This window comes from Novilysobacter selenitireducens (assembly GCF_020026895.1).
GTDB classification, from domain to species: domain Bacteria; phylum Pseudomonadota; class Gammaproteobacteria; order Xanthomonadales; family Xanthomonadaceae; genus Lysobacter_C; species Lysobacter_C selenitireducens.
The window spans coordinates 56,831-70,972 of sequence record NZ_JAINZW010000005.1 but is presented as its reverse complement, the minus strand read 5'-3'; the positions used below and the strand labels follow the sequence as shown (position 1 = coordinate 70,972).

Here is a 14,142-nt window from a genome sequence, read left to right as displayed (position 1 = left end):
TCACTCGTCGAAGCGCAGGTGCCGCACCGACTTGCCGTGGCGGCGGATCAGCCGCAGTGCCTCGATGCCGACCTGGATGTGGTTGTCGACGAAGTCGCTGGTCACGCGCGCATCCGACAGCTCGGTTTTGACGCCTTCCGGGATCATCGGCTGGTCGGACACCAGCAGCAGCGCGCCGCACGGGATGCGGTTGGCGAAGCCGGCGGCGAAGATCGTCGCGGTCTCCATGTCGATGGCCATGCAGCGCATCTCGCGCAGGCGTTCCTTGAACGCGTCGTCGTGCTCCCACACGCGGCGGTTGGTGGTGTAGACGGTGCCGGTCCAGTAGTCGTGGCCGAGGTCGCGGATCATCGTCGACACCGCGCGCTGCAGAGCGAACGCCGGCAGCGCCGGAACCTGCGGCGGCAGGTAGTCGTCGGAGGTGCCCTCGCCGCGGATCGCCGCGATCGGCAGCACCAGGTCGCCGAGCTGGTTCTTCTTCTTGAGCCCGCCGCACTTGCCCAGGAACAGCACCGCCTTCGGGCAGATCGCCGACAGCAGGTCCATCAGCGTGGCCGCGTTGGGGCTGCCCATGCCGAAGTTGATCATGGTGATGCCGTCGGCGGTGGCGCTGGGCATCGGCCGGTCCAGCCCGACGACCTCGGCACCGGTGAGGCGGGCGAAGGTGTGCAGGTAGCCGCCGAAGTTGGTCAGCAGGATGTGCTCGCCGAAGCCGTCCAGCGGCACGCCGGTGTAGCGCGGCAGCCAGTTGGTGACGATCTGGTCTTTGTCTTTCATGGGGGATTGGGGGATTGGGGGATTGGGGGCTAGGGGCTAGGGGCTAGGGGCTAGGGGCCAGGGGCCAGGGGCTGGACGAGCTTACGGATCTTCGGGACCGTCGTCCCAGCGGACGCTGGGACCCATTTTGACTGTCGACTTCGGCAGCGTCGTCGCAACAGCGCGCATGAAGCGAAGATCAGGATGGATCCCGGCGTTCGCCGGGATGACGGCATGGAGCGGACGAAGAGAACGCAACCTTGCGGAGTCTGGTCAGTCGATAACGCCAACCCCGTCACTGCGGTGCATGACCATCGTCAGGGTTGGCACGCCCCACCCCCGGGGCTACGGTGCGAGGGCTGTCATCGTGCCGTCTCGAGCGCCCAACGGCGCCGCACTTTTCGGGGATCCACACCATGCTTCGACCTCACACCGCCGCGCTGGCGACGGCGCTTGCCGCCGCGCTGGCGTGCACCGCCGCCGGTGCCAGCGAGGCGCCCTCGCGCTTCGTCGCCGACCCCTACCCCAGCACCTACCAGGCGATCGCCGCCGGCCCGGTGCTGCTTACCAACGCCACCGTGCTGACGGGGACCGGCGAGCGCCTGGACGGCGCCGATGTGCTGATGCAGGACGGGCGCATCGCCGCGGTGGGTCGCGCGCTGCAGGCGCCGGCCGGCACCACGCGCGTGGACGGCACCGGTAAGTGGGTGACGCCGGGCCTGATCGACGTGCACTCGCACCTGGGCGTGTACGCCAGCCCCGGCATGCACGCACACAGCGACGGCAACGAGGCGACCGCGCCGGTGACGGCTGCGGTGTGGGCCGAGCACTCCGTCTGGCCGCAGGACCCGGGTTTTGCCGCGGCCCTGGCCGGCGGCGTGACCTCGCTGCAGATCCTGCCCGGCAGCGCCAACCTGGTCGGCGGCCGCGGCGTCACGCTCAAGAACGTGCCGGCCGCGACCTATCAGGCGATGAAATTCCCCGGCGCGCCGTGGGGCCTGAAGATGGCCTGCGGCGAGAACCCCAAGCGCGTGTACGGCCAGAAGGGCGGCCCGTCGACGCGGATGGGCAACGTGGCCGGCTACCGCGCGGCGTTCATCGACGCGGCCGAGTACCTCGACAAGAACACCCCCGAGAGCACGCCGCGCAAGCGCCGCTGGTGGCAGGGCGACGACGCCGTCGACAGCGACGCCGACACCGGCGGCAAGCGCGACCTCAAGCTGGACACGCTGGCCGGCGCCATCAACGGCGACATCCTGGTGCACATCCACTGCTACCGCGCCGACGAGATGGCGACGATGCTGGACCTGGCCGACGAGTTCGGCTTCAAGATCGCCGCCTTCCACCACGGCGTGGAGGCCTACAAGCTGGCCGACCGCCTCGCCGAGGAAGGCGTGTGCGGCGCGCTGTGGGCCGACTGGTGGGGCTTCAAGATGGAGGCCTTCGACGGCATCCAGGAGAACATCGCGCTGGTCGACCGCCCGGACGGCAGCTGCGCGATCGTGCATTCGGATTCGGACGAAGGTATCCAGCGCCTCAACCAGGAGGCCGCCAAGGTGATGGCCAGCGCCGGCCGCGCCGGCATGCAGATCGCACCCGAGCGCGCGATCCGCTGGGTCACCGCCAACCCCGCCAAATCGATGGGCATCCTCGATGAGACCGGCACGCTGGAGGAAGGCAAGATGGCCGACGTCGTGCTGTGGAACGGCAACCCCTTCAGCGTCTACGCGCAGGCCGAGCAGGTGTATGTGGACGGCGCGCGCCTTTACGACCGCAATGACCGCAGCCGCCAGCCGGTGTCGGACTTCATGTTGGGGCAAGGCGCCACCGATGCCGCCGGCATGAGCGGAGGTGTGCGATGAGCCGCCTCGCGATGAAGGCGCTGGCCGCGGCCACGCTCTCGGTCCTGGCACTGACTGCCAGCGCGCAGGACCCCGGATCAAGTCCGGGGCAGGCTCTGCTGATCCGCAACGCAAAAGTCCACACCGCCGGCGCGCAGGGCACGCTGGAGAACGCCGACGTGCTGGTGACCGGCGGCGTCGTCCGCCAAGTCGGCACGGGACTGTCGGCCCCGGCCGGCGCGCAGACCGTGGACGCGCAGGGCCGGCCCCTGACGCCGACGCTGTTTGGCGGCATCACCGAGATCGGCCTGGAGGAGGTCTCCGGCGAGCGCAGCACGGTAGACGCCTCGCTCGGGCTCGGCGCGGAAACCAAGCAGATGACGGTGCGCCCGGAATTCGACGTGACCCTGGCCTACAACCCGTCCTCGGTGCTGGTGCCGGTGGCGCGCGTGGAGGGCATCGGCTGGACGCTGCTGGGCGCCAACACCACCAGCGGTGGCTCGATCATCGGCGGCCAGGGCGGAGTCGTGCGGCTCGACGGCGACCCGGACCCGGTCGGCGCCAAGGTGCTGTTCGTCGACCTGGGCAGCGGTGCGGCGGGCCTGAGCGGTAACTCGCGCGCCGCGCAGTGGATGATCCTGGACCAGCTGATCGACGAGGTGCGCGGCCGCATCGGCCCCGACGCCAACGCCGCGCTGCTGACGCCGGCCGGACGCCGCACCCTGGCCAGTTACCTGGACGGTGGCGGGCGCGTCGTGGTCGGCGTGCATCGCGCCGCCGACATCCGCCAGCTGCTGCGCTGGTCGAAGCGCCACAACGTGCGCATCGCCATTGCAGGCGGCGCCGAGGCCTGGAAGCTCGCGCCGGAACTGGCCGCGGCGAAGGTGCCGGTGTTCGTCGACCCGCTGGGCAACCTGCCGGCCAACTTCGACCAGGTCGGCGCGACCATGGAAAACGCCGCGCGCCTGCATGCCGCCGGCGTGCCGGTGAGCTTCGCGCAGAGCGGCGACGGCAGCCACAACGCGCGCAAGATCCGCCAGCTGGCGGGCAACGCCGTGGCTGCCGGGCTGCCATGGGAGCAGGGCCTCGCCGGCCTGACCACCATCCCCGCTGAAGCGCTGGGCGTGGGCGACGAGGTCGGGCGCATCGCGCCGGGCCAACGCGCCGACCTGGTGCTGTGGAGCGGCGACCCGCTGGAGGTCAACGCGGTGGCGTTGCAGGTGTGGATGGACGGCCGCGCGATCCCGATGCGCAGCCGCCAGACCGAACTGCGCGACCGCTACCTGCGCACGAAGGTGCCGGCCGACAACGGCGGCCTGCCGCGGGCGTATCCGTCGGGGGATACGGCGCGCTGAGGTGACTCAACTCCCTCCCCTGCTGTGCAGGGGAGGGTTAGGGAGGGGTGCTTTTAAGCCGACGCAGCCCGGAGAGCACCCCCTCCCAACCTCCCCCTGCAAGCAGGGGGAGGGGTATCGCCGCCACGATGACGGGGTGGGCCGTTCGCCAACCGCGCTAGGCTTCGCCGATCCCACCACCGGACGCCGCCATGCCGCCCCTGCCCGACCTCGACCTCAACTGGCTCGCCATCCTCGTCGCCGCGGTTTCCGCATTCGCACTGGGCGGGCTCTGGTACGGCGTGTTCAAGAACGCCTGGTGCCGCGAGATGGGCATGGACCCGGCGGTCGCGCCGCCGCACCAGGGGCGCATCTTTGCCACCGCGTTCGTGTGCAGCCTGCTGTCGGCGCTGATGTTCGCCGCGTTCCTGCCGCCCGGGGCCAGCGCCGCCGACGGCTTCGGCGCCGGCTTCGTGGTGGGCGTGTTCTTCGTGGCGATGAGCTTCGGCATCAATTACGCGTTTTCCCAGCGCAGCGTGAAGCTGTGGATGATCGACTCGGGCTACCACGTGCTGCAGTTCTCGCTGTACGGCCTGATCCTGGGCCTCTGGCGCTGACGCCACCCGACCCCCTGGAGTCCCGCGATGGCCGTGCTCTGGTACTTCGATTTCATCTCGCCGTTCTCCTACCTGCAGTGGCAGAAGGTGCGCCGCCTGCACGAGGACGGCACGCTGGAGGCGCCGGTCACGCCGGTGCCGCTGATGTTTGGCGCGGTGCTCGGCGCGCACGGGCAGAAGGGCCCGGCGGAGATCGCCGGGAAACGCGAGTTCACCTACCGCCACGTCTTGTGGCAGGCCCGCCGCGAGGGCGTGCCGCTGGAGTTCCCGCCCGCGCACCCGTTCAATCCGCTGCCCGCGCTGCGCCTGTGCATCGCCGCCGGCAGCACGCACGCGGCCGTGGATGCGGTCTTCAGCTGGATCTGGCGTGACGGCCGCGCCGCCGACAGCGTCGAGGCCATCGCGCCCCTCGCCCAGGCCCTGGGCGTCGACCCGGCCCTGCTCGGTGCCGATGCGACCAAGGCCGCGTTGCGCGCCAACACCGAAGCGGCCATCGAGGCCGGCGTCTTCGGGGTGCCGACGCTCTCGATCGACGGCGAGCTGTTCTGGGGCAACGACGCCCACGACTTCGCCCTGGCCGCCCTCAAGGATCCAGCGCTGCTGGCCGATACCGGGATGACGCGGGTCAGTGCGCTGCCGGCGGGGATCCGCCGCCAGCCCTGACCACCGGCCGGGCGGCCGGGCGCCGCGATGCAGCATGAGTGCGGCAGCGGCCCAATGTATGCTCCGCGTCACATTTTTGGGGCGTAGCACCCGGGGGGGATCATGCGCATTGGACTCGTCGTCGATTCGGCTTGCGACTTGCCGTTGGAATACCTGAAGCAGCACGACGTGACGGTGCTGCCGATCACCGTCCGCATCGGCGAGGCGGTGCTGGCCGACCACCGCGACGAAGAGGCGACGCTGGAGTTCCTGCACGCCCACGTCGCCGAGCGCGGTGCCGAAGCCGAGACCATGCCCTTCACGGTGCAGCAGATCCGGGACCTGTTCCTGCAGCGCCTGGTGATCGACTACGACTACGTGTTCTGCATGACGATCACGCGCAGCCGCAGCCCGATCTTCGACAACGCGCAGCAGGCCAGCTTCGCGATCCTCAACGACTACAAGTCGGTGCGCGCCGCGGCCGGCAACACCACGCCGTTCGCCCTGCGCGTGATCGACACCCAGAACCTGTTCTCGGCCCAAGGCATCACCGCGGTGGAGGCCGTGCGCCTGCGCGACGCGGGCGAAGGCGCACCCAAGATCCGCGCCCGCCTGGAGAACCTCGCCCTGCACACCCAGGGCTACATGGTGCCGCGCGACCTTTACTACCTGCGCGCCCGCGCGCGCAAGAAGAACGACCGCAGCGTCAGCCTGCTCAGCGCCGCGCTGGGCAGCGCGCTGGACATCAAGCCGGTGCTGCACTGCAACCGCGGCGAGACCGCGCCGGTGGCCAAGATCAAGGGCTTCGAGCCGGCGGTCGAGCGGTTGTTCGACTTCACCATCAGGCGCATCCGCGCCGGCCTGATGACCCCCACCGTCTGCCTGAGCTACGGCGGCGAGCTGGAGGAAATGCGCGCGCTGCCGGGCTACACCCGCCTGAAGGACGCCTGCGCGGAGCACAACATCGAGCTGTTCGAGAGCGTCATGAGCCTCACCGGCATGGTCAACGTCGGCAAGGGGGCGCTGATCGTGGGCTTCGCTGCCGAGACGATGCCGTTCGAGTAACGCGCCTCCTGTAGGAGCGGCTTCAGCCGCGAACACCGCCCCATGCCACTGGCGCGGGCGGCCGATCGCGGCTGAAGCCGCTCCTACAGAGAAACGTGCAAACACCCGAACCGCCACATGCGGCACGGCCCGGCAGGACTTCCGGCCTACATGGCTCGGGCGGATCGCCGCTAGGCTGCGGGATTCGTTCGCCATCGGCCCTGCAATGATCCCGACTCGTCGCCTGCTCGTCCTCGCGCTCGCCAGCGCGCTCGCCACCCCCGCCTTCGCCCAGCAGCCGCAACCCGCGCCCCAGCCCTCGCCGCGGGAACAGGCGGAAGACAACGACGCGCCGCCCGTGCAACTGGAGCAGGACGCGCTCGACCCGGTCGGCAACGACCCGGCGCAGGCACCGCTGCAGACCGCGCGCGGCGCCCGCAAGGACGGCGAGGCCGAGGAGGCGAAGTGGGACGTGTCGGCTGCGCACGGCCCGACGAAAACCATCCGCTTCGACACCGACGAAGGCACGTGGATGGATGTCGACGTCTCGCCCGACGGCCGCCAGCTGGCGTTCTCGCTGCTGGGCGACCTGTACCTGCTGCCCATCGGCGGCGGCACCGCGCAGCGCGTCACCAGCGGCCCGGCGTGGGACGTGCAGCCGCGCTTCTCGCCCGACGGCCGGGAGCTGGCGTTCACTTCCGACCGCGGCGGCGGCAACAACCTGTGGCGCATCGACACCGACGGCCGCAACCCGGTGCAGGTCACGAAGGAGGACTTCCGCCTGCTCAACAACCCGGCGTGGACGCCGGACGGCCAGTTCATCATCGGCCGCAAGCACTTCACCGGCGAGCGCTCGCTCGGTGCGGGCGAGCTGTGGATGTACCACCACAGCGGCACGCAGGGCGCCGGCGGCGGCGTACAGCTGACCAAGCAGAAGAACGACCAGCAGGACCTGGGCGAACCGGCGGTGTCGCCCGACGGCCGCTACGTCTACTTCTCCGAGGACGTCAGCCAGGGCCCGACCTTCCAGTACAACAAGGACCCGCACGGGGTGATCTACGCGATCAAGCGGTTGGACCGCGAGACCGGCGAGATCAAGACGCTGATCGGGACCGCCGGCGGTGCGGTGCGCCCGCAGCCCTCGCCCGATGGCACGTCGCTGGCATTCGTGAAGCGCATCCGCGACAAGTCGGTGCTGCACGTGATGGACCTGGCCAGCGGCCTGGTGCGCCCGGTGTGGGACGGGCTGAGCCATGACCAGCAGGAGGCGTGGGCGATCTTCGGGCCATACACGGGCTTCGACTGGACGCCGGACAACCGCGCCGTGGTGCTGTGGGCGCAGGGCAAGCTGTGGCGCGTCGACATCGCCAGCGGCGAGACGCGCAACATCCCGTTCACCGCCAGCGTCGAGCAGACGGCCACCGACGCGTTGCGCTTCGAGCAGACCATCGACGAAGGCAGCTTCGCACCGAAGATGATCCGCGACGTCGCCACCAGCGCCGACGGCCGCTCGGTGGTGTTCCACGCAGTCGGCCACCTGTGGCGCAAGCAGCTGCCGGGCGGCACGCCGCAGCGCCTCACCGGCAACGACGGCCTGTACGAATATCAGCCCAGCTTCAGCGCCGACGGCCGCAAGCTGCTGTACACGACGTGGTCGGACGAAGCGCTGGGCGCGATCTACGTGCGCGACGCCAATGGCGGCGGTACCGGCAAGCGCCTGACCGACGAGAAGGGCTTCTACTACGGGCCGAGGTTTTCGCCCGACGGCCGCCGCATCGTCTACAGCAAGACCGGCGGCGGCGGCCTGACCGGCAGCCTGTGGTCGCAGGAGCGCGGCATCTACGTGATGCCCGCCGGCGGTGGCGAGGCGGTGCGCGTGGCCGACAGCGGCGAGTCCCCGCAGTTCAACGCCGACGGCACGCGCGTGTACTACCTGACCGGCGGCGGGCTGGAGAAGAAGCTGATGTCGGTCGGCCTCAACGGCGAGGACCCGCGCGAGGTGTTCGACCTCAAGTACGTCGACGCCGTGCAGCTGAGCCCGGACGGCAAGTGGGTCGCCTTCACCGAGCTGTTCAACGCTTACGTCGCCCCGCTGGTCACCACCGGCAAGGCCGTGGAGTTGAGCAAGGAGAGCAAGGCGGTGCCGGTGACGCAGGTCAGCGCCGACGTGGGCAGCTACCTGCACTGGGGCGCGGACTCGAAGTCGCTGCACTGGATGGTGGGCGACCGCTACCACTCGCGCGAACTCGACCAGGCCGTCGCCTTCCTGCCCGGCGCGCCGGCCGAACCGGCCAAGCCCAGCTTCGAGGAGCCGGGCATCCCGATGGGCCTGACCGTGGCGGTGGACGCGCCCGACGAAGTGGTGGCCTTCACCAACGCGCGCATCGTCACCATGCGCGATGCGGAGAACGCCGAGGAAGTCATCGAGAACGGCACGATCGTCCTGCGCGGCGACGTGATCGAAGCCGTGGGCGCGTCGGTCGACATCCCCGCCGGCGCCAACGTCATCGACGCCAGCGGCAAGACCATCGTCCCGGGCTACGTGGACGCGCACGCGCACGCCGCGCACTTCGGCCAGGGCGTCGTCCCGCAGCAGAACTGGGCGTACTACAGCAACCTGGCGTTCGGCATCACCACCATGCATGACCCGTCGGCAACGACCGAGTTCGTGTTCTCCGAAGCCGAGCTGCAGAAGGCCGGGCGCATGGTCGGCCCGCGCGTGTTCTCCACCGGCACGATCCTCTACGGCGCCGACGGCGACTTCAAGGCGGTGGTGAATTCGCTGGACGACGCGCGCAGCCACCTGCGGCGCATGAAGGCGAACGGCGCGTTCTCGGTGAAGAGCTACAACCAGCCGCGCCGCGACCAGCGCCAGCAGATCAACGCCGCCGCGCGCGAGCTGGGCATGCTGGTGGTGGAGGAAGGCGGTTCCACCTTCCACCACAACATGACGATGATCCTGGACGGCGCCACCGGCATCGAGCACAACGTGCCGGTCGCGCCGCTCTACAAGGACGTCGTGCAGATGTGGTCGCAGACCGACGTGCGCAACACGCCGACGCTGGTGGTGAGCTACGGCGGGCTGTCGGGCGAGTACTGGTGGTACGCCCGCGACAACGTGTGGGAGGACGAGAAGCTCAACCGCTTCTTCCCGCGCGAGACGCTGGACGCGCGCAGCATCCGCCGCGAGACCGCGCCGGACTGGGACTACTGGCACATCGAGGTCGCCAAGGCCAAGAAGACGCTGCGCGATGCCGGGGTCAAGATCCAGGTCGGCGGCCACGGCCAGCTGCAGGGCCTGAGCCCGAACTGGGAGGCGTGGATGCTGACCCAGGGCGGGTTCTCCAACTTCGAGGCGCTGCGCGCGTTCACCATCGACGGCGCCGACTACCTGGGCCTGTCGCGGCAGATCGGCTCGCTGGAAGTCGGCAAGCAGGCCGACCTGGTGGTGCTCGACAGCAACCCGCTGGAGAACATCCGCGCCACCATCGACACGCGCTACGTGATGGTCGATGGCCGCCTGTTCGACGTGGACGCCGACATGGCCGAGATCGGCAATGACGCCGCCCCCGCGCCAGTCTTCTACTGGCAGCGCCACCGCGACGGCCAGACCTTCGGCACCCAGTTCGGGCCGACCGCGGTCTGCCATTGTCCGAAGGGCGGCGCGGGCCACGTTCACTGAGAACGCAGGGGGCCGGATCGCGCGACGGGCGCGGGGCCGGCAACGGGGCGTCCGGCGGGCCGGGCGCCCCGTTCTTCCCGGGAGGGGAAGGGGCACCCCGGTGGTGGACCGTTCACGGCCGGTGGAGCCGCGGCCGCCTACGCTGACCCCATCCCAGAACGAGATGCCGACCATGGCCACCCGCTACTACATCCGACTCCCCGATGGCAGCCGCGCACGGGGCACCACGCCGTCGCTGTCGTTCACCGCGCAGGGCGCAGGCGGCTTCGCCGAGCAGTTGCAGGACGCCCTGCGCGAACCCGCCTTGTTCGAGCGTTGGCGCCTGCTGCAGGACGAGCCCGACGAGGTCGACCCGGCCCTCGGCGTAACCGACCCGAATGCCGTGGTGCATGGCGAACAGCACGACCTGCACATCGACCTGCAGGTGACCAGCTCCATCCCCGGCCACGTGCTCAAGCAGCGCCTGCGCCTGCTGGCCGGCAGCGCCTGGGAACTGCGCGACGTAACCGCCGCCTGAGGCGTCGCGCTCGGGTACCCCCATGCTTATGTAGGAGCGGCTTCAGCCGCGAGGGCCTTACCCGCGCATCGCCACTCCCTTGTAGGAGCGACGTAAGTCGCGACCGTAATCCCGCCCGGCTGGCGCGGTCGCGACTCACGTCGCTCCTACACGTGAAGGCCTTCCGGGAAAGCGCTCGCGGCTGAAGCCGCTCCTACAGGTTCGTCCTACAGGGCGCGATCGCCGATACGGCGTGCGTCACGATCACACCGGCGATAATCCCCCCATGACCGACATCCTGCTTTCCTGGAGCGGTGGCAAGGACGCCGCGTGGACGCTGCACACCCTTCGCCAGCGCGGCGACGTGCGCGTGGTCGGCCTGCTGACCACGCTGACCGAGGGCTTCGACCGCGTCTCGATGCAGGGCATCCGCCGCGACGTGCTGCACGCGCAGGCCGACGCCGCCGGCCTGCCGGTGATCGAAGCCTGGATCCCGCAACGCGCCGACAACGCCGTCTATGAAACCTCGTTCGCCGACGCTTTGAGGCGTGCACAGGCGCGTTGGCCGGGGCTGTCGACGCTGGCGTTCGGCGACCTGTTCCTGGCCGATATCCGTGCGTGGCGCGAGGCGCTGTGTGCGCGACTCGGGTGGTCGCCGCTGTTCCCCCTGTTCGGCAGCGACACCGGGGCACTCGCGAACGCAATGATCGCCGGTGGCCTGCGCGCCACGCTGTGTTGCGTGGACACACAGCAGCTGGACGCCGCGTTCAGTGGCCGGGATTTCGATGCTTCCCTGCTCGACGCACTGCCCGCGTCGTGCGACCCGTGCGGCGAGAACGGCGAGTTCCACACGCTGGTGCACGCGGGCCCGATGTTCACCGCGCCGCTGCCGGTGGCGCGGGGCGAGACGGTGCTGCGTGACGGGCGCTTCGCCTATACCGATTTCGTGCTGCAGCCCGATAGCACCGGTTCGAACGGGATCTTGTAGGAGCGGCTTTAGCCGCGATCGGGACCGACGTTGGGTAACGACTCCGGTCGCGGCTGAAGCCGCTCCTACATCGCGCGCTCAGCCCTTCAACGCACGGGCGTGGTGCGCCAGGTGGTCGCCGATGAAGCTGGCGATGAAGTAATAGCTGTGGTCGTAGCCGGGCTGCATGCGCAGTTGCACCGAATGGCCGGCGACGCCGCAGGCTTCGCGAAGCAGCTCCGGGCGCAACTGTTCCTCGAGGAACTCGTCTGCATCGCCCTGGTCGACCAGCAACTCCACGCGCTGGCCGGCATCGCGCACCAGCTCGCACGCGTCCCATGCCTTCCACGCATCGCGGTCATCGCCCAGGTAGGCGGTGAACGCCTTTTCGCCCCACGGCACGCGCGAGGGCGCGACGATCGGCGAGAACGCCGACACGCTGCGGTAGCGGCCCGGGTTGCGCAGCGCCAGCACTAGCGCGCCGTGGCCGCCCATCGAGTGTCCGCTGATGCCGCGCGCGGTTGTGGTCGGGAAATGCGCGTCCACCAGCGCCGGCAGCTCATCGACCACGTAGTCGTGCATGCGGTAGTGCGTGTCCCACGGCGCACGCGTGGCGTTGAGGTAGAAGCCGGCGCCCAGCCCGAGGTCGTAGCCGTCGCCGTCGGGCACGCCCTCGCCCCGCGGGCTGGTGTCGGGGGCAACCAGGATCAGGCCGTGCTCGGCCGCGTGCTGTTGCGCGCCGGCCTTGGTGATGAAGTTCTGCTCGGTGCAGGTCAGGCCGCTGAGCCAGTACAACACCGGGCACGGGCCGTCGGCCGCCTGCGGCGGCAGGTAGACGGCGAACTTCATGTCGCAGCCCAGCGTGCTGGACGCGTGTTGCCAGACTTCCTGCGTGCCGCCGAAGCTGGCGTGGGATTCGATCTTCTGCATGGCTCAATCCTTTTCCTGAAGCCCCTCTCCCACCGGGAGAGGGGTTGGGGTGAGGGTCCGACGCGAGCGTGTTGCAGCTCGTTTGCACCGAACCCTCATCCGACCCTGCGGGCCACCTTCTCCCGCCGGGAGAAGGGAATCGGCGTCAGTACTTGATAACGGTCCTGATCGACTTGCCCTCGTGCATCAGGTCGAAGGCCTCGTTGATGCGGTCCAACGGCAGGGTATGCGTCACGAACGGAGCCAGCTGGATGTCGCCGCGCATCGCGTCCTCCACCATGCCCGGCAGCTGGCTGCGGCCCTTGACCCCACCAAACGCGGTGCCCATCCACTTGCGCCCCGTCACCAGCTGGAACGGCCGCGTGCTGATCTCCTGCCCCGCGCCGGCGACGCCGATGATCACGCTCTGGCCCCAGCCGCGGTGCGCGCATTCCAGCGCGGCCCGCATCACGTTGACGTTGCCGATGCACTCGAAGCTGTGGTCCACGCCCCAGCCGGTCATCTCGACGACGACCTGCTGGATCGGCGTATCGGAGTCCTTCGGATTGACGCAGTCGGTCGCGCCCATCTCGCGTGCCAGCGCGAACTTGTCCGGGTTGGTGTCGATGGCGATGATCCGCCCCGCCTTGGCCTGCACTGCGCCCTGGATCACGGCAAGACCAATTGCGCCCAGCCCGAACACCGCGACCGAGTCGCCCGGCTGCACCTTGGCGGTGTTGTGCACGGCACCAATACCGGTGGTGACGCCGCAGCCAAGCAGGCAGACGTGTTCGGGGTTCGCCTCCGGGTTGACCTTCGCCAGCGAAACCTCGGCAACCACCGTGTACTCGCTGAAGGTCGAGCAGCCCATGTAGTGGTAGACCGGCTCGCCGTTGTAGGAGAACCGCGTGGTGCCATCGGGCATCACGCCCTTGCCCTGCGTCGCACGCACCGCCACGCACAGGTTGGTCTTGCCGCTCTTGCAGAACAGGCATTCGCCGCACTCGGCGGTGTACAGCGGGATCACATGGTCGCCCGGCTGCACGCTGGTCACGCCCTCGCCTACTTCGACCACGATGCCCGCGCCTTCATGGCCCAGCACCGCCGGGAACACGCCCTCCGGGTCCTCGCCCGACAAGGTGAAGGCGTCGGTGTGGCACAGCGCGGTGTGGGTGATGCGCACCAGCACTTCGCCCTTCTTCGGCGGTGCGACGTCCAGCTCGACGACCTGCAGTGGCTGGCCGGGGGCGAAGGCGACGGCGGCACGTGATTTCATTGCGATCTCCGGAACGGGGGGGAGGGAATGCGGCACGACAGACGCGCGCCGCGTCATTTCAGGTAGGAGCGCACCAGGCCGACGACCTCGTCGACGCGCGCCTTGCGCTTGCGGTCCGACAGCGCGGGCTGGCCGAGCTCCTCGCGCAGGTGCGACTCCAGCACCTGCGACATCAGGCCGTTGACCGCGCCGCGGATGGCGGCGATCTGCTGCAGCACGGCCGCGCATTCCGCACCGTCCTCGAGCGCGCGTTCCAGTGCCTGTGCCTGCCCGCGGACACGGCGTACGCGGGCGAGGACGCGCTGTTTTTCCTCGGGGGTGTGGGGCATCGAGAGCGGTCAGCGGGATACTGGGGGTGAGTATACCGACGCCCTTGTAGGAGCGGCTTCAGCCGCGCTCGTGAATTCGCAATCCGTGTGTGCATTCGCAGACCTTCTGTAGGAGCGACGTAAGTCGCGACCGCGCGGGGCGCCGAACTCCGGTCGCGACTTACGTCGCTCCTACATGGGCAGGTTCGAGGCGGCGGGCAACGGCATCGCGGCTGAAGCCGCTCCTACAGGGCGAGGTGTAGCGGATGC

At 69.6% G+C, this 14,142-nt stretch carries 12 protein-coding genes; 8 read left to right on the top strand and 4 right to left on the bottom strand.

Annotation, left to right across the window (positions count from 1 at the left end; translation table 11 throughout):
- On the bottom strand, positions 1-777 hold the full coding sequence (locus K6753_RS11195) for an AMP nucleosidase (RefSeq protein ID WP_223676543.1): 777 nt from the start codon (positions 775-777) through the stop codon (positions 1-3).
- 395 nt (positions 778-1,172) lie between these two features.
- Between K6753_RS11195 and K6753_RS11190 the strand changes: the two genes are divergently transcribed.
- From K6753_RS11190 to K6753_RS11155, 8 genes are all read left to right on the top strand, one after another.
- Positions 1,173-2,618, top strand: coding sequence for an amidohydrolase (locus K6753_RS11190; protein ID WP_223676542.1), 1,446 nt, complete (start codon positions 1,173-1,175; stop codon positions 2,616-2,618).
- A complete protein-coding gene (locus K6753_RS11185) occupies positions 2,615-3,952 on the top strand; it encodes an amidohydrolase family protein (protein WP_223676541.1) in 1,338 nt (445 codons plus the stop codon). The genes K6753_RS11190 and K6753_RS11185 overlap by 4 nt, the downstream gene beginning before the upstream one ends.
- A gap of 191 nt (positions 3,953-4,143) precedes the next feature.
- Entirely contained in the window at positions 4,144-4,548 is a 405-nt protein-coding gene (locus tag K6753_RS11180; RefSeq protein WP_223676540.1) for a DUF1761 domain-containing protein, read from the top strand.
- Positions 4,549-4,575: 27 nt separating this feature from the next.
- On the top strand, positions 4,576-5,211 hold the full coding sequence (locus K6753_RS11175) for a 2-hydroxychromene-2-carboxylate isomerase (protein ID WP_223676539.1): 636 nt from the start codon (positions 4,576-4,578) through the stop codon (positions 5,209-5,211).
- Between the two features lie 102 nt (positions 5,212-5,313).
- A complete protein-coding gene (locus K6753_RS11170; protein WP_223676538.1) occupies positions 5,314-6,255 on the top strand; it encodes a DegV family protein in 942 nt (313 codons plus the stop codon).
- A gap of 205 nt (positions 6,256-6,460) precedes the next feature.
- The gene (locus K6753_RS11165) at positions 6,461-9,916 is read left to right on the top strand and encodes an amidohydrolase family protein (RefSeq protein ID WP_223676537.1); all 3,456 of its coding nucleotides are present in this window, start codon (positions 6,461-6,463) and stop codon (positions 9,914-9,916) included.
- A gap of 172 nt (positions 9,917-10,088) precedes the next feature.
- A complete protein-coding gene (locus K6753_RS11160) occupies positions 10,089-10,433 on the top strand; it encodes a hypothetical protein (protein WP_223676536.1) in 345 nt (114 codons plus the stop codon).
- 265 nt (positions 10,434-10,698) lie between these two features.
- Complete coding sequence (locus K6753_RS11155) at positions 10,699-11,400, top strand: adenine nucleotide alpha hydrolase (protein WP_223676535.1); 702 nt, start codon at positions 10,699-10,701, stop codon at positions 11,398-11,400.
- 78 nt (positions 11,401-11,478) lie between these two features.
- Here the strand turns inward: K6753_RS11155 and fghA are convergent, their stop codons facing one another.
- The 3 genes from fghA to frmR all read right to left on the bottom strand — a co-directional run bounded on the left by fghA (position 11,479) and on the right by frmR (position 13,893).
- Complete coding sequence (gene fghA, locus K6753_RS11150; RefSeq protein ID WP_223676534.1) at positions 11,479-12,309, bottom strand: S-formylglutathione hydrolase; 831 nt, start codon at positions 12,307-12,309, stop codon at positions 11,479-11,481.
- Positions 12,310-12,454: 145 nt separating this feature from the next.
- Positions 12,455-13,564: an S-(hydroxymethyl)glutathione dehydrogenase/class III alcohol dehydrogenase gene (locus K6753_RS11145; RefSeq protein WP_223676533.1), complete on the bottom strand. Its 1,110-nt coding sequence runs from the start codon at positions 13,562-13,564 to the stop codon at positions 12,455-12,457.
- Between the two features lie 53 nt (positions 13,565-13,617).
- Positions 13,618-13,893 (bottom strand): formaldehyde-responsive transcriptional repressor FrmR, encoded by a 276-nt coding sequence (gene frmR / locus K6753_RS11140; RefSeq protein WP_223676532.1) that lies wholly within the window; start codon positions 13,891-13,893, stop codon positions 13,618-13,620.
- Between the last annotated feature and the right edge of the window lie 249 nt (positions 13,894-14,142).